This is a genomic window from Vibrio scophthalmi (genome assembly GCF_040869025.1).
Taxonomy (GTDB): domain Bacteria; phylum Pseudomonadota; class Gammaproteobacteria; order Enterobacterales; family Vibrionaceae; genus Vibrio; species Vibrio scophthalmi.
This window is the reverse complement of sequence record NZ_CP134271.1, coordinates 1,139,859-1,164,492: the sequence shown is the minus strand read 5'-3', so window position 1 is coordinate 1,164,492 and position 24,634 is coordinate 1,139,859. Positions and strand designations below refer to the sequence as shown.

The following is a 24,634-nucleotide window of genomic DNA, read 5'->3' as shown; positions in this document are numbered from 1 at the left end:
GCAGGGGTTTTAGCTAAAAGCTTATAGAATCAGTTGTTTGAGGTTTTTTGCGGGAGTGATGGGTTGTTAAAATTGTGTTAACTTAGCCGAAGGTCTAATGTTATCGGCTAAGTCTTGATAACTGGATCACACAATATAGAAGTCGCGAATGCCCATTAACAAATTATTCAGTGCCACGGCAGCCAGAATAAGGCCCATAACACGACTAATGATGGCAGCACCAACATTACCAATCACTCTGTGGATATGACTCGCGGCGAGTAAAAATAGCAAGGTGATGAGTAACACGCTGGTCATGACACCGGCGGTGATTGCTTGATCAATCAGTGAATAGCGGTGATTGTCGGTCAACATCACTATCGCCATCATTGCGCCCGGGGAGGCAATGGAAGGCATTGCTAGCGGGTATACAGCCAGATCGGCCAGATCGGAATGGCTGACATCTTGCGTCAGCTTTTGTTCTTGTTCCGGTTTGCTTTCACCAAAAATCATGGTGAGTGCGAATAGCAGCAGTACTAATCCGCCAGCCGCTTGAAAGGCAGGCAGCGGAATTTGCATCGCTTCCAATAATAATTGCCCAACTAGCAGAAAAAACAGCAAGATGCCGGTGGCTATCGCGACGGCTTTCAATGCAACGATACGGCGTTGTTTGACGGTGAGATGTTGAGTTTGAGATAGATAGACAGGAACGGAACCGACGGGATCGATTACCGCCCAGAGTACGACGAATTGAGTAATGATAATGCTAAGCAACGAAATGCCTCCCAGAGTTGACTGCTTCCCATCAAAACCCGCATGGTTGAGATGGCGTTAACAGAGGGATGGTCAAAGTAGAAGTTAATGACCAAGCTAAGTTTAGCAAACTCGATAAGGTAACAAGTTAACGCAGAGTTAATTACGCCGAATAATTACGATTCAGATTCGAGCTGTTGCAACAGAATCACGGCTTGTGTGCGGTTTTTAACCCCTAACTTGCGGAAGATGGCGGTCATATGCGCTTTGATCGTTGCTTCAGAGACGTTGAGTTCGTAGGCGATTTGCTTATTGAGCAAGCCGTCTGACAGCATGCCTAGCACCTTATACTGCTGCGGAGTCAGGGTCGCGATTTTTTCCGCCAGATCGTTACAAGCTGCGTTATTGGTAATTAAACCTTCTGGGAAAAAAGGTTCACCACCTAATACTTGGTTGAGAGCGCTGATCAGCTCGCGCATATCGCTCGATTTTGGAATGAAACCAAAGGCACCATGGCTTTTCACTTGCGTGACGACACTTGGCTCTTCACTGGCAGACACTACGACAATCGGCAGGTCTGGGTATTCAGCTCGCAGCTGCATCAAGCCTGACATGCCATTAGCCCCCGGCATTTTTAGATCGAGCAGTAACAAATCTGGTTCAGGTTCTTTGGCCAATAAGTGGAGTAACGCATCTAAAGAATCGGCTTCGAGTAGATTTGCGCCACTGATGGCCATATGGATCGACTGAAACAGAGCGTTGCGAAATAGCGGATGGTCGTCGGCGATAAGGATGGTGTAAGTCGAGTCCATGACGTTAATCACTTATTGTAATTTGGTTAATAGAATTATTGTTCTGATTGGCTTAGTGAACAATGTTTATCCATTAAAAGTCTGAACTAAATCGAGTTTTACTGCTGATTTGAAATAATCACACCGGTGCATACACACCGATGTGAAGTCGTGTCGCTTTAGAGCTGATGATTGTCTAAATGGGCAATAAAGGGTTCTGCGGCCATAAATCCGGTAATGCGTGCATGGTTGATATGCTCACCATTAGCATCCCAAAACTCAATTGTCGGTAAGCCAAGTACCTGCATTTTTTTCAGCAGTTCAATATCTTGCATTTGGTTGTTGGTCACATCCGCTTGCAGTAAGACAAAGTTTTGTAGCTTGTCGGCCACTTGCGCATCGTGGAAGGTATATTTTTCAAACTCTTTACAGGCGACGCACCAGTCGGCATAGAAATCGAGCATCACTGGTTTACCTGCCTGTTTGGCTGCGGCCAATTGCTGCTCTAATTCGCTGGTGTTGCTGATGCGAATAAACTCAACGTTTTGGCTCTGCGTTTGATGTTGAGGGTTAAACCAATAGTTCAACAATGGTTGAGCGGAAGCGAACAATCCTAGCACGGCAATAATACCTATGGTGCTTTGCTTCCAACCGCCAAATGGCAGTTTGTTTTTGATGTGATATAGCCAGCCAAATGCCACTATCCCCAACAGTGACCAAAGACCAGTAGCCCACAATTCAGGCAAGATACGCTCGAGTAAAAACAGTGGAGCCGCAAGCAGAATAAAGCCGAACAAGATCTTCACCGTATCCATCCAACCGCCGGCTTTCGGTAGCAGTTTATTACCAAATACCGCTGCCAACATAAGTGGAATACCCATCCCCATCGCGAGTGCGTAGAGAGCCACTGCACCAGTCAGTAAGTCTCCGCTTTGCGCGACATACAACAACGCACCAGAGAGTGGGGCAGTGGTGCATGGTGAGCAAACTAAACCTGAAATGGCACCCATGGCAAAAACGCCCAGAGAGTTGCCACCTTGCTGCTTATTACTCAGACCATTGAGCCAAGTTTGTACGCTGGATGGTAATTGCAACGTATAAGCGCCAAACATTGATAGCGCTAAAGCGACGAAGAGAATACTCAAGCCAATTAAGACGTAAGGGTGTTGCATCGCCGCTTGGAATTGCATCCCCGCAGAGGCGACCACTAAGCCAAGTAGTGTGTAGGTCAGCGCCATACCTTGTACGTAAATGAAGGAGAGCCCCAGCGCACGACGGTGACTAAGCTTGCCGCTACCTAGTACGATACTGGTTAAGATTGGGTACATAGGTAGCACACACGGAGTAAAGGCAAGGCCAACCCCTAGAGCAAGAAAGAGCACAGGCGTCCACCAGTTATCGGCTAGTTTATCAGCTAAGCTGCTCTCTTTTGATTGTGGGGCAACGTTATCGCCCTGAGCAAAAGCGTTGTTTTTATCATTGCCAGTAATGTCTGTTGTTGCTGGTGTTACCGTTGATGTGTTAGTGGCTGAATTGGTAAAGGCTTCCAATTCGATGACGCGTGTTTCTGGTGGGTAGCAAAATCCCGCTTTGGCACAACCTTGATATTGAACGATTAAGCGTGCGCCGACCTGATAATCGCGTAGTGGTACTTCAATGAATAGCGGTTCGGTATAGATGTGCACATCGCCAAAAAATTCATCTTGGTGTGGCTGGCCTTGGCGCATCGCGAAATCGCCAAGGGTGACTTTTTCACCGCTGAGTGAAATGCGTTCTTGGTAGAGGTAGTAATCTGGTTTGACTTGCCAATCGATAAAGACGCGATCGCCTTGCTGGTAAGCATTGAACTGAAATGCTTGATCGACAGGGACAAATTGGTTGCTATCGTCACCGAAGCTAAGGGCGTTACCCGAGTTAAACAGGGCCATTGCTGGCATCGAAACGACGGAAGCACACAGCAGTAAAAGCGATAAAAGAAAACGCATACAAAAGTCACTTTATTAGAATTTAGGGTATTTTATACTCAATTGACGCCAGTTTTCTCTAGATAGTGAGAAATTTGTTCGTAATGAGGCTTGAACGTAATAGGACAGGGAAAAGCGCCAATTAGTTTCATCATTGATGAAATTGGCTTTGAAGATCGGAAATTAGCGTTTTAGTGAAATAAAAAAAGGAGCCGAAGCTCCTTTAGTATCTCTAATGCAGCGCTGAATGATGGTGTATTAGATAAATAGACCGCCAAAAGCAAAGCCTAGCGCAACGGCAGAAGTAATGGTGGTGACACCCGGAATAAAGAATGGGTGGTTAAACACATATTTGCCAATACGAGTTGAGCCAGTGTCATCCATTTCTACTGCGGCCAGTAGCGTTGGGTAAGTCGGCAAAACAAACAATGCGCTGACGGCGGCAAATGAAGCAACGGCGGTGAGTGGCGCAACACCAATCGCCAGAGCTGCAGGCATAAGTGCCACCGTGGTCGCCCCTTGTGAGTAGAGCAGCATTGAGGCCAAAAATAGCACCAGCGCTAACATCCAAGGGTAATCAGCGAGTAGTTCACCCGCCAGCTCTTTAATGCCATCCACGTGAGCGTTAACGAATGTTGCGCCTAACCAAGCAACACCTAATACACAAACACAAGCGGTCATGCCTGAGCGGAATGTTGCGGCTGCGGCAATTTGGTTCGCGTCGATCTTGGTGAACATCACGATTGCGGCAGCAGCGGCGAGCATGACGGCCATAATCGCTTCATTACGACCTAACGCAGGATTCTCAATGAGACCAATTGAGTCTGAAATGGCCGCGGCATAACACACCACTAACGCAATTGCGATTAGGAAAATATAGGTTGCGGTTTTGGCCGTCGGCAGAATTTCACGTCGTTGCGTATCTGGAAGCTTAATTAACCCTTGCTCTAAACGCTGTTGGTAAACGGGATCGTCTTTTAACTCACAACCCATGAAGTTGGCCACGAATGCGCCAATCATACAAGCAAGGAAAGACGTCGGAATGCACACGGCAAGCAGCGTTAGGTAATCGACCCCGACCGGTGCCAACATCGCTGCGAAGGCAACCACAGCGGCTGAAATCGGTGAGGCGGTGATGGCGATTTGTGAGGCAACCACCGCAATAGAGAGTGGTCGGGAAGGACGTACGCCTTGGCCTTTTGCTACTTCTGCGATCACAGGTAATGTTGAGAATGCCGTGTGGCCAGTCCCCGCCATCAGCGTCATAAAGAACGTCACGATCGGTGCGTAGAAGGTGATTCGTTTAGGATTTTTACGTAAAAAATCTTCGGCAATTTGCACCAGCCAATCCATGCCGCCAGCCACTTGCATTGCGGCAATAGCAGTAATAACTGACATAATAATTAAAATAACATCGACCGGAATAAATGCTTGGCTGGTGGGTACGCCAAGACCCACAGATAAAGCGATTACGCCCGCGCCACCGGCAAACCCGATGCCGATCCCCCCGATTCTTGCTCCTATAAAGATAAAGAGCAGAACGACTAACAGTTCGACTGCTACCATATAAAGACCCTCAAAATTGTTATGGTTTTATTTGGTGGTGGTTTCCCATCGCTTCTTGGAGCGTGTAGGTATAAGTGTAGTTATAACCATCACTCTAGTGATTAATACCAACCAACATCAGTCGTCGATTATTTTTACAAATGTTGACCATGAACTGGTCTTGATCGGTATAAAGCGCCAAAAACAGCGCCAAAAAAAGGGTCCCATCTGGGACCCCTCTTGTCGTTATTACTCGTAACGTTTGGCTTTATACGTTGGATGCATGAAGTTTTCAACGCAAAGAATCTCGTCAAGCTCTTCTGCCGTTAATAAACCGCGGTCTAGCACAACTTCACGTACGCTCTTACCTGTTTCGGCACAGATTTTGCCCACGATGTCGCCTTCATGGTGACCAATGTATGGGTTTAGGTAAGTTACGATACCGATTGAGTTGTATACGTAGTTTTCACACGTTTCTTTGTTAACGGTGATGCCGTCGATACATTTGTCGCGTAGGTTAACACACGCGTTGTGTAGCAGAGAAATTGACTCAAATACGCTTTGTGCAATCACAGGTTCCATTACGTTCAACTGTAGTTGACCGCCTTCTGCTGCGAAAGAAACCGTATTGTCGTTACCTAGTACTTTAAAGCAAACTTGGTTTACCACTTCAGGGATCACTGGGTTTACTTTTGCTGGCATGATTGAAGAACCAGCTTGCAGTTCAGGTAGGTTTAGTTCGTTAAAACCAGTACGTGGGCCTGAAGAAAGTAGGCGCAAGTCGTTACAGATTTTTGATAGCTTAACAGCAAGGCGTTTTAGTGCGCCGTGCGTCATGACGTAAGCACCACAGTCAGAGGTTGCTTCGATCAAATCTTCTGCTGCAACCACATCTAGGCCAGTTACGGTCGCTAGGTGTTTAACGGCGAGATCTTGGTAACCTTGTGGTGCGTTTAGACCAGTACCGATTGCTGTTGCGCCTAGGTTGATTTCAAGCAGTAGTTTTGATGTGTACTCAAGAGCACGAATTTCTTCGTTCAGTGTAACAGCCCAAGCATGGAATTCTTGACCAACTGTCATTGGTACCGCGTCTTGTAGCTGAGTACGACCCATTTTCAAGATGCCGCTGAACTCTTGTGCTTTAAGCTCGAAGGCGCCTTTTAGGTACTCAATCGCTTCAATTAGTTTGTGTACGCTGTTGAAAACGGCGATACGGAAACCCGTTGGGTAAGCACAGTTGGTTGATTGGCTCTTGTTAACGTGATCGTTCGGGTTGATGAACTGGTATTGGCCTTTTTCTTTGCCCATCAGTTCCAGTGCTACGTTCGCAATCACTTCGTTGGTGTTCATGTTAACTGAAGTGCCCGCGCCGCCTTGGAATACGTCTGAAGGGAACTGATCCATGCACTTGCCTGTTTCAAGGATCAAATCACACGCTTGCAGAATGTAATCTGCAACATCTTTTGGAATAGCGCCCAGTTCTTTGTTTGCTAGCGTCGCCGCTTTTTTGGTCATTACCATGCCGCGTACGAATTCAGGTACGTCAGAGATAGTAACGTTTGAGATATTGAAGTTTTCAATAGCGCGTAAAGTGTGGATGCCGTAGTAAGCATCTGCAGGAACGTGACGTTGACCTAATAGATCTTCTTCAATACGAGTGGCTGAGTTAGCTGCTGTAGCTTCAGATAGAGTAGCCATAGGTGGATCCTTAGAGAATTATTGTGATATTAAATTTTTTTGTAATCGCCAATTCTGCTGTTTAAGAATCCATTCGTCAGAGTGTTTGGCTGGAAATCCGTCCTGACATATGTGGCACATGATACTGGACTAAATTCATAAAAATATTAAGTGGATCACTATTTGAACCAAAGGTATGAAAAATTTGCGTTGCTATGCGCTACGTCATTTATCTCGCTCACAGTTGTTGCGTTTCGTGAGTTTTGATAGGGGCAGATTGTTAACGTCATGAACGCAGGTGTCACTTGATTGATTCATGCTTTGCTAATATGTAAGTAATCGGTATGAACACTTTGTTTGGTCACGATTTCTAACATTTCAACGAGCGAATATATTGTGACTCGTAGCGGTTAGCGCTAATGTGTCGCTAACAAAGGAGGGCATGTGTTTCCTATCTTATTATTACTGTTTATTTTAGTTCCGATTATTGAAATTGGCCTGTTTATCCAAGTGGGCGGGTTTCTGGGTTTGTGGCCAACGATTGCATTGGTATTGATCACCGCATTTGTTGGGGCTTCACTAGTGCGCAGTCAAGGATTACAAACCTTAATGAATGTGCAAAATCGTCTGCAACAGGGTGAATTGCCAGCGCAACAGATTTTTGAAGGCGTGATGCTTGCTGTTGCGGGCGTCTTATTGCTGACGCCGGGCTTTATGACGGATGCATTGGGGATGCTAATACTGCTGCCGGCACCGCGTGCGGCGATCGCCAAATACTTGATGAGTAAGATGGTGGTGAAATCGGTCGGTGGTGGTTTTCACGGTGGCTTTAACAACCAAGGTGGCTTTGGTTCACAAGACGGATTTGGTCAAGATCCATTTCAACGCAACCCGTTCGAACAATCGAAAGATGGCAACACCTTTGAAGGTGAGTTTGAGCGCAAAGACGATGATGACCGCAATAAGTTGAACTAAATAGAATGACTGAATAGATGAAAAGGCGCCTCGGCGCCTTTTTCTTTATCTATCTGTTTTGCGAAATAGTGCTGTGATTGCACTATTTACTGTGCGCCTTTGAAACCCATTTGGCGCCATGCTTCATAAGCGATAATCGCGACGGCATTGGATAGGTTCAAGCTACGAGCATCAGGCATCATAGGAATACGAATGCGTTGCTCCATCGGTAAGCTTTCGATTAACTCTGCCGGCAGGCCGCGTGTTTCTGGGCCAAACAACAGCACATCGCCTTCGGTAAATTGCGCATCGACATGATGGCCCGTCGTTTTGGTGGTGCAGGCAAAAATACGGAACTGGCCACTGCGTTCTTGCTCTAAATAATCGAGAAAGGCTTGCAAGTCTTTGTGGCGTTTTACTCGCGCTAAATCGTGATAATCTAAGCCAGCACGACGCACCTTCTTCTCTTCTAAATCAAAACCCAAAGGCTCGATGAGGTGCAAGTTGGCACCACAGTTGGCGCATAGACGGATTATATTGCCAGTATTTGGCGCAATTTCCGGTTCATAAAGGGCAATATCAAACATGGCATAATCTGTGTCAGTAAAAACTGCGCCGATTATAACAGGATGACCTGCTAAGCGAGAGTTTAATGGCGGTTAGTGGGAGCTAACCGCGCATGGTTTGCTATTTCATCGGTTTAATCAATGCTAAGCGGGAGACAAATGGTGACCCTTAAACCACCTAATGGACTGCGTGATGCCTCGATACTCCCACTATGTTGACGCACCGCACTTTCGGTAATCGCAAGGCCCAGTCCTGTGCCTCCGCTGACGCGATCGCGGGCGGTTGAAACGCGATAGAAAGGTCTGAAGATCGCTTGTAATTCTTCATTAGGGACACCTTCACCATTGTCATCGACCATCACGGTAACGTGATCTGCCGTTGTAGTAATGGTCACCTCAATAGCATCATGGCCATAACGAATGGCATTACGCACAATATTATCGAGTGCACTCATTAGCAGTTTTGGTTTGCCTGAAATAGCTTGTTCTGGAATGGCTGAATAGTTGAGCGTCTTGCCCATCTGTTCGGCTTCAAATTGTGCGTCGCTTAAGATCGCTTCCCAAAGGCTAGATAGTGGTTGTTTTTCGCGATCGGTGTGACTATCAAGTTGCATGCGAGAAAGTTCGAGCAACTCAGAAATCATTTGCTCTAATCGCTGCGCTTCGGTATCAATTCGCGTCAGTTCAGCGCTTTCACCTTGCTTACGAGTGGCGAGCGCTGTGGCCATTCTTAGCCGGGTAAGAGGCGAGCGCAGCTCATGGGATATGTCAGAGAGCAAGCGTTGCTGACCTGAGATCATTTGATTGACGTCTTGCACCATTTGGTTAAATGCCGTGCCAGCTTGGCGGAACTCACTGGTGCCTTTTTCTAAGCTTGGATCCACCACGAATTCGCCTTTAGCAACGCGTTTGGCTGCGCGCTCCAACTTACGCGCTGGTTGGCTGAGTGCCCAGGCTAACCATAGTAGTAGCGGTGTGCTGGCAACCATGACGGCCAATAACAGCTGAAATGGTTTGTCGAACATGCGCAGTAAAAAGGGCGGTGGCTGATCCCACTTAAAGGCTAAGAACATGTGCAGTGGTTGGCCCGCCAGTGTAATTGGTACAGGGCCTGCCACCATGTAATGGCCATACAGGCGCTGCTTAGGATCGCTTGGCGATTCGATGGTCGAGATCAGGTTCTGCAATGCACGAGCTTTAAAATCGCGCTGCTTTTTCGGCGTAAGAATATCGCCCTCAAGATCGGTGATGAAGTAGCGTGGGCGAGGATCTCGTTTGCTCGGTCGATCTTTGTCGATCTCTCGTAATACTTGATTGAGGTTATTACTGCCTTGGTATTGGGTTTCAACTCGCTCAGCAAACAGTTTCATCTTGGCTAAGCTCTCTTGAGGGATCGAATGAGGCTTACGTGGATCAAGGTGTGGCAAAGCCAATACCGCAATCACGACCAAAAACATCGTCAGCCAAAAAATGGCAAAGATACGGCCATAAAGGCTCGTGATTCTTGGCAAGCGCATTAGCCTTCCTCGACCAATAGATAGCCACGACCGCGCAAGGTTTTTATGCGCGGTTTGCCATCGGCGCGCTCAGGGAGTTTTTTACGTAAGTTAGATACGTGCATATCAATAGCGCGATCAAAGGCGGCGAGGCGTTTACCGAGTACATCTAAACTGAGCACTTCTTTGGTAATGGTTTCGCCAGGATGGATGACAAAGTGGCTCAATAAAGCAAACTCGGTGGTGGTAAGATCGAGTTGTTGACCTTGGCAGTAAGCTTCCTGTTTACCTGGAAACACTTCAATATCTTGATATTGCAAGCTATCGCTTGGTTTGCTACTTGTGGCCGTTTGGGTGCGACGTAAAATCGCGCGAATACGAGCCAGTAGTTCGCGGTCACTAAAAGGCTTTGGCAAGTAATCGTCCGCGCCCAACTCCAAACCGATGACACGGTCAATCTCTTCCCCTTTGGCGGTGAGCATTAACACTGGTGTTTCCCAGTTTTCGCGGATGCGTTTAAGAGTTTCCGTGCCATTAAGTTTTGGCATCATCACATCGAGTAAGATCAAATCGATCTCTTTATTGAGCGCGGCAAGACCCGCTTCACCATCATTAGCTTCAGATACAGTGAAGCCTTCAAAGCTGAGTACTTCTTTGAGTAAGCCGGTGAGTTCGGTGTCGTCATCGATTAATAAAATGTGTGCCATGTGGCTGCCTTAATAGTGACTGGTATGGGATCAGTTTACTGATTATTTTATCTAAGCATTAGCGTAAATTTTGCTCTTTACGAATCTTTACGCTCTCTAGACGTCGCTTTACTTCTGACAGACTAATCTATTATCAAGCGCTGCACAGGCAGCCCGACTAACAAAAGAAAGGTAGTGATTATGAAGACAGTTAAAAAATTCGTATTAGCAGCAGCGGTTATTCCTTTAGCATTTGCATCGGCCAGTGCGATGGCCTTTGGTGGTAAAGGTGACCATAAAGGCGGCCACTGCCAAGGTGGTATGGATCGCGGCATTATGAAAAAGCTCGATTTGACCGATGCACAAAAAACACAGCTTAAAGAGATGCGTGAAGCAAACAAGGCAGAAATGAAGGCTAAATTTGCTGATAACGCTGATACGCGTAAAGTAGAGCGCCAAGCTCACCACGATAAAGTCCAGCAATTGGTGTTAGCCGATAACTTTGATCAAGCGGCGGCGAATGAACTGGCGAAAAGCATGGTAGAGAAGCAAACGGAACGTAAAGTGAAGATGCTTGAGAAGCAACACCAAATGCTAAGCGTGTTAACGCCAGAGCAAAAAACAAAGTTTGTTGAGCTGAGCAAAGAGCGTATGGAAAATTGCGGTGAGAAGCGCAAAAATCACCACTAATCATCAGCCTATTTGCGTACAGATTGATAGAGACCGAAGCAGCCAATAGGCTGCTTTGTTGCGTTTATAGGTTTTGATGTAGTGGGATGTGTCGATAATTCGTTAATGACAATCGGACATCAGAGCTGCATCTTAGGGTCAGTTGAGTATAATTAGCGCATCATTGAAGATGAATACAAAGTGATGAAACAAGATTACGGAAAATTAGTTACGCTTGCGGCATGGACCGCAACAGTGGTCGCAACATTATTACTGCTGGTTAAATTGGTGGTTTGGTGGGTGACCGGCTCGGTAAGTTTACTCGCCTCGTTAATTGACTCGATGCTCGATATCGCAGCCTCGGTGGTGAACCTTGTCGTGATTCGCTATTCACTGCAGCCTGCTGACAAAGAGCATCGCTTCGGTCATGGTAAAGCTGAATCGCTCGCGGCATTAGCCCAAGCGATGTTTATCTCCGGTTCTGCGGTATTTTTGATTTTAAATGGTATCGAACGCTTCTTCCGCCCACACGAATTGAACTCTCCTGAGCTCGGTGTCTATGTGAGCATGTTTGCTATTGTTGTTACGTTTGGTCTAGTACTGTTCCAAAAACACGTGGTGCGTAAAACCGGTAGCCAAGCGATCGCGGCAGATTCGCTGCACTATCAAACTGACCTGTATATGAATGCGGCAATCATGGTGGCATTAGGTTTGAGTTGGGCGGGCATTGGCCAAGCGGATGCAGTGTTTGCCGTCGGTATTGGGTTCTTTATTTTATACAGCGCTTTCAAAATGGTGACTGAAGCGACGCAAACATTACTTGATCGTCAGTTACCAGAAGAAGAGCTACAACAGATCAAACAAGAATGTTTGCAAGTCACTGGCGTATTAGGTGTGCATCAATTACGCACTCGTATGGCAGGGCCGGTTCGTTTTATTCAATTGCACTTAGAGTTGGAAGATCATATTCAGTTAATCGAGGCACATCGTATTTCTGACAACGTGGAACGAAGTTTATTGGCGGCGTTTCCGCAAGCCGATATCCTCATTCACCAAGATCCATACTCGGTGGTTTATACCTCTGAGCGGGCGCAAAAATCGGTTGATTGGTAGTGAGATTGGTTTGGAATGAAAGCCGTTTATTGTCTATCTTTTCAACGAAAACAGAAATAAACGTGATCCTGATATGTATCAACAAAGTTAATGAGCAAACCTGTAATACTCTTACATAAGTAGAAAACTTACATAATTTCGTGCAAATAAATGTAGTATTCCTATCAAGGAACGGTAACATATTGCACAGCTGAAAGAATCTGGATAGTGGCTTGATTTGTAAGCCTCTAACATAAAAATTGAAACAAGATTCCCAAAAATCGAGGGTGAGCATGATTAAGAAGATCGGTGTTTTGACGAGTGGCGGTGACGCACCTGGTATGAACGCAGCCGTTCGCGGCGTAGTGCGTACAGCGCTGTCTGAAGGTTTGGAAGTGTATGGCGTACAAGATGGCTACTTGGGTCTATATGAAGACCGTATTGTACAATTAGATCGTTCAAGCGTATCTGATGTGATCAATAAAGGCGGTACGTTCCTTGGCTCTGCACGTTTCCCTGAGTTCAAAGAAGTTGAAGTTCGTGAGCAAGCGATCGAGAACCTGAAAAAACACGGTATTGATGCATTGGTTGTGATCGGTGGTGATGGTTCGTACATGGGTGCGAAGAAATTGACTGAAATGGGTTACCCATGTATCGGTCTACCAGGCACAATCGATAACGATATCGCGGGCACTGACTACACGATCGGCTACCTAACAGCACTAAATACGGTTATCGATGCGATTGACCGTCTACGTGACACTTCTTCTTCTCACCAACGTATTTCTATCGTTGAGATCATGGGCCGTCACTGTGGTGATCTTACCCTTATGTCAGCGATCGCTGGTGGTTGTGAATACATCATCACGCCAGAAACAGGTCTTGATAAAGAGAAGCTAATCAGCAACATCCAAGATGGTATCGACAAAGGCAAAAAGCACGCGATCATCGCGCTGACTGAGCTAATGATGGATGCTAACGAGCTGGCTAAAGAAATTGAAGCAGCAACGGGTCGTGAAACTCGTGCAACGGTTCTTGGTCACATCCAACGTGGTGGTCGTCCAACGGCATTTGACCGTGTATTGGCTTCTCGTATGGGTAACTACGCGGTTCACCTATTGCTAGAAGGCGAAGGTGGTCGTTGTGTGGGCATTCAAAAAGAACAGCTTGTTCACCACGATATCATCGATGCAATCGAGAACATGAAACGTCCAGTACGTAATGATCTATACAAGGTTGCTGAAGAGCTTTTCTAAGCGATTTTGTCCAGAGCCAGATCAAGCGAATACTAAAAACCACCTCATGAGGTGGTTTTTTTGTATTTGTTATTTAATGTCATTTAGCCACTAGGCTTTATCAATCGATTTAGCGCGGCTTGGTTCTTTTTTGCCATGGAATTTTTGGTGTACGCCGCGTCGTAATGCTTTGATGCGGTTTTCGGCTTTGTCGACGCCAAGCAGTACACTCAGTGCCAAAACAGTAATCAACACCGATTGCTGTAAGTAACCTAAACCAATCATCATGCCAAGTGCGGCTAATAACCAAATAATTGCAGCGGAAGTGACGCCATGGATTTTGCCATCCAATGTCATCATTACGCCAGCGCCAAGAAATCCGACACCCGTAATAATTTGGCCAAGCACTCGGGCTTGATCAAGCGTATTGGGTGACAGCGATACCGCCATCGACATAAAGAAGTAAGTGCCAGAGATAATTAGTATCGAAGTGCGAATACCGACAGGTTTTCCGCGAGTTTGACGCTCGACACCAATTAAGATGCCATTGAGGGCACAGCATAGTAGTGCTGACCAAGTGAATGGCCCAAGATCGAGCAGTTGGTGTAGATTGATTTGCATATGGACCTCCAAAATGGCGGAGTATCCATACAATAGACCGAGCGATCGAACAAAAAATTTTCGTGGTAACGATAGTGGTTCGTTATTTCGTTAACAGCCGTCGGTGACTAATTCAAAGCGAGGAGCGTTGGTTTCAGTGGCTTCATAATATCGCAAGAAGCACTGCAAACTTGGGTCTATACGTGACTTGGTCATAAAACGAATCCAGTTTTGGCTGGGATTATTATGGAAGTACCAATCAGCGGGGTCATCTGCGTTGTATACGCCATCAGCGAAAGTGGCTTCAATGAGTTTGCTCCAAGTTTGGCGCGAAAATGCCGCTGGATAACCATAAGCAAGTTGAATGTCGTCACCTTCAATGGTGATAGCATCGCTCACATTGGTTAACCCTTGTCTAATTGCGAGTGGATAGATCATGTCGCTCGCACTTTGCATACCGGCTTTTAGGCCATTGAGTGTCGCGATGCGTGAGTCACTTTGCAAATTCACCAGCCTTGGCATGGCGGTCACCGCAAGAATGCCTAATACAACAATGACAACCACCAATTCAATTAGGGTAAAACCAAGGCGAGCACGTTTCATAGCGAGATAACTTAGATAAACAAGACGTCAATATAGTACCAAAGTTTACTCGGCAGTTTTAATGCTATGTGATTAAATTTACTCCAAATGTAAATCTAATGGCGTTTTACTCGATCGACCGCCAATTTCGCGGGTTAACTTTGGCACTAGATAACCAGAAACATTTGCAATCAGGCCATGCATCAATGTTCTCGCTTGCTGATCATCAACATAAAAGTGCGCCGCACCCTGCACTTTATCCAGCACGTGTAGGTAATAAGGCAAAATATGCGCATCAAACAAAGCTTCACTAAGTTTGATTTGGGCTTCGAGCGTGTCATTAACCCCTTTGAGCAGCACACCTTGGTTGAGTAGCGTCACCCCAACGGCTTTTAGTTTTGCCATTTGCTCGCTGAGCTCGGTATTGATCTCGTTAGCATGGTTAATGTGGGTCACGAGGATCACTTGCAAACGCGTTTGACGAAACAGGGCGAGCAGGCCATCGGTCACACGGTTTGGGATCACCACCGGTAAGCGGCTGTGAATACGTAATCGTTTAATATGCGAAATATTGGCAATACCATCGATCAACCATGCCAGTTCGTCATCTTTCGCCATTAGGGGATCGCCACCCGATAGGATCACTTCATTCAACTCGGGGTGAGCGGCGATATAATCCAAACTGGTTTGCCATGCACTTTTACTGCCTTTGTTGTCTTGGTAAGGAAAATGACGGCGGAAGCAGTAACGGCAGTTAATAGCGCAGCCTCCTTTGACTATCATCAGGGCACGGTTGCGATATTTATGTAAAAGTCCTGGGATCGCATTGTTTTGTTCTTCCAGTGGATCGCTGCTATAGCCCTCCTGTACCGCAAATTCGTCTGATAACGGTAAAACTTGGCGTAAAAGCGGATCAAAGGGATTGCCTTTTTCCATTCTATCGACAAAACTTTGCGGCACACGCTGCGCAAAAAGCGTTCTTGCTTCAAATCCGTGTTGCCAAGGTGAAGGATCGATCTCTAACTGTTTCAGCAGTTTAGTAGGATCAGAGATCCCATTCGCCAGCTGTTTGAGCCAGTTTTGCTCAACAGATTCGGCATTTCGGGTTATGATGTGCGGCATTAAATTTAACTCGAAGAATGGTAAGAGGAAAAAATGGCTACTGTTAGCACGAATGAATTCAAAGGCGGTCTTAAAATTATGCTTGATAACGAGCCTTGTGTCATTCTCGAAAACGAGTTTGTCAAACCAGGCAAAGGTCAGGCATTTAGCCGCGTAAGAATCCGTAAGCTACTTTCCGGTAAAGTTCTAGAGAAAACATTTAAGTCTGGCGACACGGTTGAAGTAGCTGACGTAATGGATATCGATCTAGATTACCTATACAACGACGGTGAATTCTACCACTTCATGAACAACGAAACGTTCGATCAAATTGCAGCAGATAAAAAAGCTGTGGGTGAGAGCGCGAAGTGGTTGGTAGAAAACAACACTTGTATGCTAACACTTTGGAACGGTAACCCAATCGTTGTAACGCCACCAAACTTCGTTGAACTGGAAGTGGTTGAAACAGATCCAGGTCTGAAAGGCGATACACAAGGTACTGGTGGTAAACCAGCAACGCTGTCTACTGGTGCAGTTGTACGTGTACCACTATTCATCGCGATCGGCGAAGTGATCAAAGTTGACACTCGTTCTGCAGAATACGTAGGTCGCGTAAAGTAATCTTCGTTCAGAAATAAAAAAGGTCACTTCGGTGGCCTTTTTTGTTTTTCTGCTAACGTTGATATGACACAATTTCATTTATCCGATATTGATGATACTGATGAGCATGAAACAAACGCTGCAAATTTGGCTTGATGCCGCTCGCCCTAAAACCTTGCCTTTGGCTCTGGTCTCGATTTTGACCGGGAGTGTTTTAGCCTACTCTAACCATCACTTTTCATTTTCTGTCGCGGTGCTCGCGTTTATTACCGCCACTTTGCTACAGATCTTGTCTAACCTTGCCAATGATTATGGTGATGCAGTGAAAGGCACTGATAATGAAGCGCGATTGGGACCAACGAGAGCCATTCAATCTGGGGCGATAACGCCTAAAACTATGCGCCAAGCGATCATCATTAATATCATTTTTACGGTTATCGCTGGGCTTATTCTCGTTCTGCATGCCCTGACTAACTGGGAAAGCATTGTCGCTTTCTTAGGTTTGGGTTTATTGGCGATCATGGCGGCGATAGCCTATACCGTCGGCAACAAGCCATATGGTTATGTGGGATTGGGTGATATCTCGGTCTTTATCTTTTTTGGCTTACTTGGTGTGGCAGGCACGTTCTTCTTACACACTGGTATTGTCGATGTATCGTTGGCATTGCCTGCTATCGGTTGTGGCTTATTGGCGGTTGCAGTGCTGAACATTAACAACATGCGTGACATCGAGAATGATGAGCAATGTGGCAAGCGTACCGTCGCTGTTCGCCTTGGCCAGCGCAAAGCTAAGCAATACCACTTCCTTTTACTTGGCGGTGCGATGGTGGCGTTTATCGCTTACTTGTTACTGCAACCAGCGCCGATTTGGTTGATGTTGCCATTCCTACTGAGTGCTTTGGTGATCTACAAACATGGCCGTGCTGTGTGGTTGGCACAACGACCTGCCGATATCGCCCCGATGATGCCAATTGTGGTCAAATGCTCGCTGCTAACAAACCTTCTTTTTACTGGGGTTGTTATAGCTCAAACTCTCGTGAGTTGATTGATGTTTGTCATTGCAATGGCTCAGTGAGGGGATATACTCGATGAATAACCCAATGCTATGAGACGAATTGCGATGGAATACAATACTTCAGCTCTATGTGATATTTATTTAGAACAAGTCGATGTGGTTGAACCAATGTTCAGTAACTTCGGTGGTAGTGCTTCGTTCGCGGGGCAAATTACGACCGTTAAGTGTTTCGAAGACAATGGCATCATTCGTGAAATCTTAGAGCAAGATGGCGTTGGGCGAGTTTTATTAGTCGATGGTGGTGGTTCACTTCGCCGTGCTTTGGTCGATGCAGAAATTGCGGCATTGGCAGAAGAGAACGAGTGGGAAGGCATCGTCGTCTATGGCTGCGTACGCGAAGTGGATGAGCTAGAAGACATGAGCATCGGCATCCAAGCATTGGCCTCTATTCCTGTTGGTGCAACAGGCAAAGGTGAAGGTGAGACAGACGTAGCGGTTAACTTTGGTGGTGTCACTTTCCTACCAGAAGATTATTTGTATGCCGATAATACCGGCGTTATTTTGTCGCAAGAGCCACTCAATATCGATCTGGAACTTGAAGAAGATTCCGAGTTGTAATCGGCACATCTGCCACGTTAAATTGTCTATAAGAAAGCCAGCATTATGCTGGCTTTTTGCTTTCTAGCATGGGCGATTTATCCTGATGAGGACAAGCCTTGCTGCGGTTATTGCTTATCGAGGTGCTTATCGACGTGCTTATCTGGGTTCAGGGGCTGTTGACTGGCTTTAAGCGTGACGCGCTTGATGTGCAGTGCATAGCAATAACCTAAACTCCCACCGAGAATATTGCCCAGAGCGATACCTATAAAGACCCCTTCAATGCCATAGAATTTGCCCCCTAGCCACGCCAATGGCAGGGTAAATATAAACAGGCGCATCGCACTCCACTGAAAGGCTTTCAGTGGTTGGTGGAGAGAGTTGAGTCCTGAGACCAACATCATCATGATGCCTTGGAAACCATAGCTAAATGGCACCACCAGTAAGTAATGCCAAAGTAGGTTGCGTACACTCTCTTCTTGAGAGAATAAGGCCGCTAATGGCACACTCAATGGCACCATCGAGATGAACAAAATGAACTGAAAGCCAATCGCAAAACGCATACTGAGAAACTGGCCATCGAAGCTGCGCCGTGGATTGCCTGCGCCAAAATTTTGCGCCATAAAGGGGGTTAGGGCAGAAGTTAAAGACATCAGTACCAAGATTAAGATCGATTCAATGCGCTGAGCCGCCCCATAAGCGGCAACAGCAGCTGTGCCGTGGCTGGAAAGAATCATCATTAGAAGTGCACCTGAAAGGGGGGTCATCGCGTTTGATAACGCAGCAGGTGTCCCAATTTTAAGGATTGTTTTCCAATCCTCAATCAGAGAGCCTAGTTGAGGCCAACTGAGTAACTTCTCACGCTTGATCAAAACAAACAGTGAACCAAACAATGCGCCAAGCCAACTAAAAGCACTCGCAATAGCGGCGCCTTGAATACCTAACTCAGGAAAAGGCCCGTAACCAAAAATCAATAAAGGATCGAGTACGCCATTGATCACCCCTGCCGCAATCATGATTTTAGCGGGCGTGGTGGTGTCACCGGTGGCGCGAATCGAACTGTTACCAGCCATTGGGATCACCAGCAGCGGAATCGCGAAATACCACACACTCATGTATTCGCTGATCAGTGGGATCAGTTTGGCCTCAGCCCCCAAAGCAAGAAATAGTGGTTCAATGGTAAGTAAGCCGAGGGTTGAGGCAATGGCAACCAAAATGACCGCCAGCAATAGACCATGAGTAGAGACGCGGGCGGCACTTTGCGAGTGGCCTTGGCCAAGCAGTCGACCAATATTAGTGGATAGACCAATACCGATGCCCATAGTGATGCAGTTGACCCCAAAGGTGACAGGGAAGGTGTAACTGACGGCAGCGAGTGCGTCTGTGCCCAGCAATGAAATGAAAAACGTGTCTACCAAGTTAAACATCAAGATCGCAATCAAACCCATGGTCATTGGGATGGTCATTTGTCGCAGCACTTGAGGGATCGGGTCGCTTAGCAGGCCGTGTTTATCTTGCATAAGAGCGTCGCACTTGAGGAAAAGAGTAGAATACTTGATTCAAAGTCAGTGCGACAGGTTTTCATGGGTGATTAGTATGGTTCCCAAATAAAAAAGGCCAACCGAAGTTGACCTTTTCTTTCATTTAAACCGAGAGGTTTAAATTAAGCTTTTGCTGCCGCTGCTGCGCGAGCGATTGCTGCGAAGCCTTTTGCGTCAAGAGCTGCACCACCAACTAGAGCACCGTCGATGTCTGGTTGTGAGAAGTAAGCTTCTGCGTTTTCTGGTTTAACAGAACCGCCGTACTGGATGATTACTTGCTCAGCCACTGCTGCGTCTTTTTCAGCGATCATTGCACGGATAGATGCGTGGATGCGTTGTGCATCTTCAGCTGTTGCTGCTTTACCAGTACCGATTGCCCAGATTGGTTCGTAAGCGATGATTGCATCGTTTAGCGCTTCAACACCGTATGCATCGATAACTGCATTGATTTGACGTGCACATACTGCTTCAGTTTCGCCAGCTTCGTTTTGCGCTTCTGACTCACCGATACAGAAAACAGGTTTTAGACCGTTTTCTTTTAGGAATGCGAATTTCTTAGCAACGAATTCGTCTGACTCTGCGTGGTATTCACGACGCTCAGAGTGACCGATGATGATGTGAGTTGCACCAAAATCTTTTAGCATTGCTGGAGACATATCGCCAGTGAATGCACCGCTGTTGTTTAGGTCAGTGTTTTGTGCACCTAGAATGATCTTGTTACCGCCTTCAGCGATTAGACGCTCAGCTAGGTCGATGTATAGCGCAGGTGGCGCTACTGCTACGTCAACACCTTCAACACCTTCAAGCTCAGCGTTAAGACCAGTTAGCAGCTCAGTTACCATTGCTTTGCTACCGTTAAGTTTCCAGTTACCCATCACTACAGGACGACGCATAGGAATATCTCCGTATTAATTAATTAAAAGTGTTAATGTAAATAATCTACGTAGGAATATAACAGAATAAATTCGCTAGATCATGACCCGAATCATTTCTTGATCGAATCTCATTGGCGACTTGGAGAGATTGACTGCTGTAAAACATGCGCTCAAAGCTATCAGTGATCTGTTAGACAGATTACTAGTAATGGGCTCGGTTTTTCGCCGATAAATTGGTATTAGTGCTTAATCAGCACCATAAACCAACGAGCAGAATCAAGGAGCGATATGCCACATTTAGTTATGGAATACTCAAATTCGGTCGATGAACGCGTTAATGTGCAAGGGTTGTTAGAAGACTTACATCATGCTGCGATACAATCGGGGCTGTTCGACGTGCCGTCGTTGAAATCAAGAGCCTTGCGCTACCATCATTGGATGATTGGTGAGCAAGGTGACAGTAGCGACTTTATTCATATTACGTTTGAATTGTTAGATGGGCGAACCCCAGAGCAAAAGCGCGAGTTATCAAGGTTACTGATGGCGGTGTTGCAGCAGCAAGCCAGTCATATTACGAGTTTGACGATTAACGTCAGAGATATGGATAAAGCCTGTTTTCAGAAAGTGGTCAATTGAATCACCACGGAAGCTGATTTGTTATTAGATAGCGGTTACAAGTTTCTCACTTGGAAGCTGTTATTGTATAAACATCAGCGTTATAGATTTTATTTTTAAGTTTGTAGTTAGGTAAAAAAGATGTCGATTAAAGAGTTGTTGTTTTCCTTCCAAGGTCGTATTGGACGCAAAGTCTACTGGATCTGGAATCTCACCTATTACGTGTTGATCATGGGGTTTGGTTTGGGTATCAATCAATTATTCCCGGCCTATGCACATTTGATTTTGCCCGTCTTTTTAGTGTTCGTGTTGATCCCAGATCTAGCGATCACGGCCAAACGATGGCATGACAGAGGTAAATCAAACTGGTGGTTATTGATGAATGTGCCTTTGGTGATTGGTCGCATGACGATTCCAGCAAATGATCCGAGCCAAATGGCGCACAGTACGACGTTGCAAATGTTGAGCTCGCTTGCGGCATTGGTCTGTGGTGTGTGGATTTTGGTGGAGTGTGGTTTCTTTAAAGGACAAGAGGGCGATAACCAATACGGGCCAGAGCCAAAATAAGCGTAACCGCCAACTCATCGTTTAATGGACAAGCAGAACAACAAAAGGGTTGACCTTCCAGTCAACCCTTTGTTTTTTCGTCGATGCTCAATTAAGCACGGGCTCTTTGAAGTACCGGTCGTTTGAATTACGGCACTATTTTCTTAGCCACACCTCTTCAACCAGATGATTTGCGCCCTTCTTTAACACCAACTGAGCACGACCCTTAGTAGGTAATATGTTCTCTTGTAAGTTGACGCCATTAATAGTGCGCCAAATATCTTTGGCTTTATCAATCGCTTGCTGTTCGCTCAATTGGGTGTAGTGGCTAAAGTAAGATCCCGGCTGAGTAAACGCACCTTGACGGAATTTTAAAAAGCGCTCGATATACCACTGTTCAATCACCTCGGTTTCGGCATCAACATACAATGTGAAATCGAGAAAATCAGAGACAAACACGCGATGTGGATCTTGTGGATAGTCCATGCCACTTTGCAGTACGTTCAATCCTTCAATGATTAATACATCGGGACGGTCGATGGTTTTGACTTCATCGGTAATATCGTAAGTCAGATGCGAATAGAGCGGTACCTGCAGATTCGGCTTACCCGATTTGATGTCAGAGACAAACTCCACCAAACGCTTAATGTCGTAAGACTCAGGGAAGCCTTTACGGTGCAAAATACCGCGCTCTTCCAATACTTTCTTCGGATACAGAAATCCATCGGTCGTGACAAGCTCCACTTTAGCGTGGTTATCCCAACGGGAGAGTAGGGCTTTGAGCAAGCGCGCCGTGGTACTTTTGCCTACCGCCACACTGCCGGCAATACCGATGATGAAAGGGGGAGCGTTATCCTTGGCTTTTTCGCCAAGAAATTTTTGTAGCACTGAGTTTCGACTTTGGCGCGCCGCGATATAGAGATTGAGTAAACGGGCCAGAGGAAGGTAAATCTCAACAGACTCTTCCATGGTTAGACTTTCGTTCACACCTTGCAGCTCTTTTAGGTCTTCTTCAGACAAAGTCATTGGTACTGAATTACGTAGTTCAGCCCATTGCTGCCTATTAAAAGAGAGGTATGGGGTCATGGTTTCCCTAATCGATTCATCGCACAGAAGTTGGAAAATACATCAAGCTTACAAGAAAGAAAATGACAGACACACCAGATTTGTTTTTTCCGACAAAAATTGCACGAAAATTCGGCAAATAGGTAGAAACTTAGTAAAAAAAATACTTTTTTCCATTTTGCTATTGCAAGGTAGAAAATCATTCAATAGAATGCGCACCACTTATGCCGACTTAGCTCAGTAGGTAGAGCAACTGACTTGTAATCAGTAGGTCACCAGTTCGATTCCGGTAGTCGGCACCATTCTCTCCTGTTTCTTTTAGAAACGTTGTAGTGAGAATGGAATGTAAAAATTTGGAGGGGTTCCCGAGTGGCCAAAGGGAGCAGACTGTAAATCTGCCGGCACTGCCTTCGATGGTTCGAATCCGTCCCCCTCCACCATATTCTTTAGGAAATAGCTCGAAGAGTTACGTGTGCGGGCATCGTATAATGGCTATTACCTCAGCCTTCCAAGCTGATGATGCGGGTTCGATTCCCGCTGCCCGCTCCAATCACTAGTGTTGCTGATATAGCTCAGGCGGTAGAGCGCATCCTTGGTAAGGATGAGGTCCCCAGTTCGATTCTGGGTATCAGCACCAGCTCCCAAAGCAAAATTTTCCTTTTGATATATACTTTATCACCAATAAGTTTGGTTACGTGGTCATTTGCGCCACTTAAATCCGTACCTAGAGGGACAACTCATGTCTAAAGAAAAATTTGAACGTGTAAAACCGCACGTAAACGTTGGTACTATCGGCCACGTTGACCACGGTAAAACTACTCTTACTGCAGCTATCTGTACTACTTTGTCAAAAGTATACGGCGGTTCAGCTCGTGACTTCGCATCAATCGATAACGCTCCAGAAGAGCGTGAGCGCGGTATCACAATCTCTACTTCACACGTAGAATACGATACTCCAACTCGTCACTACGCACACGTAGACTGTCCAGGACACGCGGATTATGTTAAAAACATGATCACTGGTGCTGCACAGATGGACGGTGGTATCCTAGTTGTTGCTGCAACAGATGGTCCAATGCCACAAACTCGTGAGCACATCCTACTAGGCCGTCAGGTTGGTATCCCTTACATCATCGTATTCATGAACAAATGTGACATGGTAGATGACGAAGAGCTACTAGAACTAGTAGAAATGGAAGTTCGTGAACTTCTTTCTGAGTACGATTTCCCAGGTGATGACCTACCAGTTATCCAAGGTTCTGCACTAGGCGCACTAAACGGCGAAGAGCAGTGGGAAGCTAAGATCATTGAACTTGCAGAAGCTCTAGATTCTTACATTCCAGAACCTGAGCGTGCAATCGATATGCCATTCCTAATGCCAATCGAAGACGTATTCTCAATCCAAGGTCGTGGTACAGTAGTAACTGGCCGTATCGAGCGCGGTATCCTAAACGTAGGTGACGAAGTAGCAATCGTAGGTATCAAAGATACTACAACTACTACTTGTACTGGTGTTGAAATGTTCCGTAAACTGCTTGACGAAGGTCGTGCAGGTGAGAACGTTGGTGCACTTCTACGTGGTACTAAGCGTGATGACGTTGAACGTGGTCAAGTACTAGCTAAGCCTGGTTCAATCACTCCACACACTAAGTTCGAGTCAGAAGTATACGTACTTTCTAAAGACGAAGGCGGCCGTCATACTCCGTTCTTCAAAGGCTACCGTCCACAGTTCTACTTCCGTACAACTGACGTAACTGGTGATATCTCTCTACCAGAAGGCGTAGAAATGGTAATGCCAGGCGACAACATCCAAATGATCGTTGAGCTAATCGCTCCAATCGCAATGGATGAAGGCCTACGTTTCGCTATCCGTGAAGGTGGCCGTACTGTAGGTGCTGGTGTTGTTGCTAAGATCTTCGCTTAATTCTTAAGAATTAGCTGAAGACTTCAGAAAATCTTGAATAAGATTTGACGAACCAGTAGCAAAAAGGGCATCATTTGATGCCCTTTTTCTGCACAAAAAATAATGTTTGCTGAATTATTGTTCATGTAGACGTTAGCAGGAATTTTTTGGCGAAAAGCAATTTTGG

General features: G+C 46.0%; 24 protein-coding genes and 4 tRNA genes. 14 read left to right on the top strand and 14 right to left on the bottom strand.

Annotation, left to right across the window (positions count from 1 at the left end; all coding sequences use genetic code 11):
• Window positions 1-126 precede the first annotated feature (126 nt).
• From RJD38_RS05280 to aspA, 5 genes are all read right to left on the bottom strand, one after another.
• Window positions 127-753: a MarC family protein gene (locus RJD38_RS05280; protein ID WP_005599272.1), complete on the bottom strand. Its 627-nt coding sequence runs from the start codon at window positions 751-753 to the stop codon at window positions 127-129.
• A gap of 155 nt (window positions 754-908) precedes the next feature.
• On the bottom strand, window positions 909-1,544 hold the full coding sequence (locus RJD38_RS05275) for a response regulator (RefSeq protein WP_005599274.1): 636 nt from the start codon (window positions 1,542-1,544) through the stop codon (window positions 909-911).
• Window positions 1,545-1,702: 158 nt separating this feature from the next.
• Complete coding sequence (locus RJD38_RS05270) at window positions 1,703-3,508, bottom strand: protein-disulfide reductase DsbD (protein ID WP_367971405.1); 1,806 nt, start codon at window positions 3,506-3,508, stop codon at window positions 1,703-1,705.
• Window positions 3,509-3,745: 237 nt separating this feature from the next.
• On the bottom strand, window positions 3,746-5,053 hold the full coding sequence (locus RJD38_RS05265) for an anaerobic C4-dicarboxylate transporter (RefSeq protein ID WP_005599277.1): 1,308 nt from the start codon (window positions 5,051-5,053) through the stop codon (window positions 3,746-3,748).
• Window positions 5,054-5,281: 228 nt separating this feature from the next.
• On the bottom strand, window positions 5,282-6,730 hold the full coding sequence (gene aspA / locus RJD38_RS05260; protein ID WP_005599278.1) for an aspartate ammonia-lyase: 1,449 nt from the start codon (window positions 6,728-6,730) through the stop codon (window positions 5,282-5,284).
• A gap of 423 nt (window positions 6,731-7,153) precedes the next feature.
• Here aspA and RJD38_RS05255 point away from each other — a divergent pair, with 423 nt between their 5' ends.
• A complete protein-coding gene (locus RJD38_RS05255) occupies window positions 7,154-7,684 on the top strand; it encodes an FxsA family protein (RefSeq protein ID WP_005599279.1) in 531 nt (176 codons plus the stop codon).
• Window positions 7,685-7,770: 86 nt separating this feature from the next.
• Here the strand turns inward: RJD38_RS05255 and trmL are convergent, their stop codons facing one another.
• The 3 genes from trmL to RJD38_RS05240 all read right to left on the bottom strand — a co-directional run bounded on the left by trmL (window position 7,771) and on the right by RJD38_RS05240 (window position 10,432).
• The gene (trmL, locus tag RJD38_RS05250) at window positions 7,771-8,250 is read right to left on the bottom strand and encodes a tRNA (uridine(34)/cytosine(34)/5-carboxymethylaminomethyluridine(34)-2'-O)-methyltransferase TrmL (protein ID WP_005599281.1); all 480 of its coding nucleotides are present in this window, start codon (window positions 8,248-8,250) and stop codon (window positions 7,771-7,773) included.
• Window positions 8,251-8,363: 113 nt separating this feature from the next.
• Complete coding sequence (cpxA, locus tag RJD38_RS05245; RefSeq protein WP_065544959.1) at window positions 8,364-9,746, bottom strand: envelope stress sensor histidine kinase CpxA; 1,383 nt, start codon at window positions 9,744-9,746, stop codon at window positions 8,364-8,366.
• Window positions 9,746-10,432 (bottom strand): response regulator, encoded by a 687-nt coding sequence (locus RJD38_RS05240; protein ID WP_065544960.1) that lies wholly within the window; start codon window positions 10,430-10,432, stop codon window positions 9,746-9,748. The genes cpxA and RJD38_RS05240 overlap by 1 nt, the downstream gene beginning before the upstream one ends.
• 180 nt (window positions 10,433-10,612) lie before the next feature.
• Between RJD38_RS05240 and RJD38_RS05235 the strand changes: the two genes are divergently transcribed.
• From RJD38_RS05235 to pfkA, 3 genes are all read left to right on the top strand, one after another.
• On the top strand, window positions 10,613-11,101 hold the full coding sequence (locus RJD38_RS05235; protein WP_065544961.1) for a CpxP family protein: 489 nt from the start codon (window positions 10,613-10,615) through the stop codon (window positions 11,099-11,101).
• A 183-nt stretch (window positions 11,102-11,284) separates the two neighbouring features.
• Window positions 11,285-12,193, top strand: coding sequence for a CDF family cation-efflux transporter FieF (gene fieF, locus RJD38_RS05230; RefSeq protein WP_005599286.1), 909 nt, complete (start codon window positions 11,285-11,287; stop codon window positions 12,191-12,193).
• Window positions 12,194-12,465: 272 nt separating this feature from the next.
• Window positions 12,466-13,428: a 6-phosphofructokinase gene (gene pfkA, locus RJD38_RS05225; RefSeq protein WP_005599287.1), complete on the top strand. Its 963-nt coding sequence runs from the start codon at window positions 12,466-12,468 to the stop codon at window positions 13,426-13,428.
• Between the two features lie 90 nt (window positions 13,429-13,518).
• On the opposite strand, the gene RJD38_RS05220 is transcribed toward pfkA, so the two are convergent.
• From RJD38_RS05220 to epmB, 3 genes are all read right to left on the bottom strand, one after another.
• Window positions 13,519-14,028: an MgtC/SapB family protein gene (locus tag RJD38_RS05220; protein ID WP_005599288.1), complete on the bottom strand. Its 510-nt coding sequence runs from the start codon at window positions 14,026-14,028 to the stop codon at window positions 13,519-13,521.
• A gap of 90 nt (window positions 14,029-14,118) precedes the next feature.
• Window positions 14,119-14,610, bottom strand: a complete 492-nt coding sequence (locus RJD38_RS05215) for a prepilin-type N-terminal cleavage/methylation domain-containing protein (protein ID WP_065544962.1) — start codon at window positions 14,608-14,610, stop codon at window positions 14,119-14,121.
• Between the two features lie 78 nt (window positions 14,611-14,688).
• Window positions 14,689-15,711 carry an EF-P beta-lysylation protein EpmB gene (gene epmB / locus RJD38_RS05210; RefSeq protein WP_065544963.1) on the bottom strand — a complete coding sequence of 341 codons (1,023 nt, stop codon included), beginning with the start codon at window positions 15,709-15,711 and terminating at the stop codon, window positions 14,689-14,691.
• A gap of 33 nt (window positions 15,712-15,744) precedes the next feature.
• On the opposite strand from epmB, the gene efp reads away from it, so the two are divergent.
• The 3 genes from efp to rraA all read left to right on the top strand — a co-directional run bounded on the left by efp (window position 15,745) and on the right by rraA (window position 17,923).
• The gene (gene efp, locus RJD38_RS05205; RefSeq protein ID WP_005599299.1) at window positions 15,745-16,311 is read left to right on the top strand and encodes an elongation factor P; all 567 of its coding nucleotides are present in this window, start codon (window positions 15,745-15,747) and stop codon (window positions 16,309-16,311) included.
• 106 nt (window positions 16,312-16,417) lie between these two features.
• Entirely contained in the window at window positions 16,418-17,335 is a 918-nt protein-coding gene (locus tag RJD38_RS05200; RefSeq protein ID WP_065545949.1) for a 1,4-dihydroxy-2-naphthoate polyprenyltransferase, read from the top strand.
• Window positions 17,336-17,410: 75 nt separating this feature from the next.
• Window positions 17,411-17,923: a ribonuclease E activity regulator RraA gene (gene rraA / locus RJD38_RS05195; protein ID WP_065431029.1), complete on the top strand. Its 513-nt coding sequence runs from the start codon at window positions 17,411-17,413 to the stop codon at window positions 17,921-17,923.
• Between the two features lie 107 nt (window positions 17,924-18,030).
• On the opposite strand, the gene RJD38_RS05190 is transcribed toward rraA, so the two are convergent.
• Both RJD38_RS05190 and tpiA read right to left on the bottom strand, forming a co-directional pair.
• Window positions 18,031-19,422: an MATE family efflux transporter gene (locus tag RJD38_RS05190; RefSeq protein WP_005599305.1), complete on the bottom strand. Its 1,392-nt coding sequence runs from the start codon at window positions 19,420-19,422 to the stop codon at window positions 18,031-18,033.
• A gap of 143 nt (window positions 19,423-19,565) precedes the next feature.
• Entirely contained in the window at window positions 19,566-20,336 is a 771-nt protein-coding gene (gene tpiA, locus RJD38_RS05185; RefSeq protein ID WP_005599307.1) for a triose-phosphate isomerase, read from the bottom strand.
• A 270-nt stretch (window positions 20,337-20,606) separates the two neighbouring features.
• On the opposite strand from tpiA, the gene RJD38_RS05180 reads away from it, so the two are divergent.
• Both RJD38_RS05180 and RJD38_RS05175 read left to right on the top strand, forming a co-directional pair.
• Window positions 20,607-20,954: a 5-carboxymethyl-2-hydroxymuconate Delta-isomerase gene (locus RJD38_RS05180; protein WP_005599309.1), complete on the top strand. Its 348-nt coding sequence runs from the start codon at window positions 20,607-20,609 to the stop codon at window positions 20,952-20,954.
• Window positions 20,955-21,074: 120 nt separating this feature from the next.
• The gene (locus RJD38_RS05175) at window positions 21,075-21,500 is read left to right on the top strand and encodes a DUF805 domain-containing protein (protein ID WP_005599311.1); all 426 of its coding nucleotides are present in this window, start codon (window positions 21,075-21,077) and stop codon (window positions 21,498-21,500) included.
• A gap of 135 nt (window positions 21,501-21,635) precedes the next feature.
• Here RJD38_RS05175 and coaA read toward each other — a convergent pair whose 3' ends face one another.
• Window positions 21,636-22,565: a type I pantothenate kinase gene (gene coaA, locus RJD38_RS05170; protein WP_005599312.1), complete on the bottom strand. Its 930-nt coding sequence runs from the start codon at window positions 22,563-22,565 to the stop codon at window positions 21,636-21,638.
• A 205-nt stretch (window positions 22,566-22,770) separates the two neighbouring features.
• On the opposite strand from coaA, the gene RJD38_RS05165 reads away from it, so the two are divergent.
• The 5 genes from RJD38_RS05165 (at window position 22,771) to tuf (ending at window position 24,468) form a co-directional block, all read left to right on the top strand.
• Window positions 22,771-22,846 (top strand) — tRNA-Thr (locus RJD38_RS05165).
• Between the two features lie 53 nt (window positions 22,847-22,899).
• Window positions 22,900-22,984 (top strand) — tRNA-Tyr (locus RJD38_RS05160).
• 34 nt (window positions 22,985-23,018) lie between these two features.
• Window positions 23,019-23,093: transfer RNA gene (locus RJD38_RS05155), tRNA-Gly, on the top strand.
• A gap of 12 nt (window positions 23,094-23,105) precedes the next feature.
• Window positions 23,106-23,181 (top strand) — tRNA-Thr (locus tag RJD38_RS05150).
• A gap of 102 nt (window positions 23,182-23,283) precedes the next feature.
• The gene (gene tuf / locus RJD38_RS05145; protein ID WP_065431012.1) at window positions 23,284-24,468 is read left to right on the top strand and encodes an elongation factor Tu; all 1,185 of its coding nucleotides are present in this window, start codon (window positions 23,284-23,286) and stop codon (window positions 24,466-24,468) included.
• Window positions 24,469-24,634: the final 166 nt, after the last annotated feature.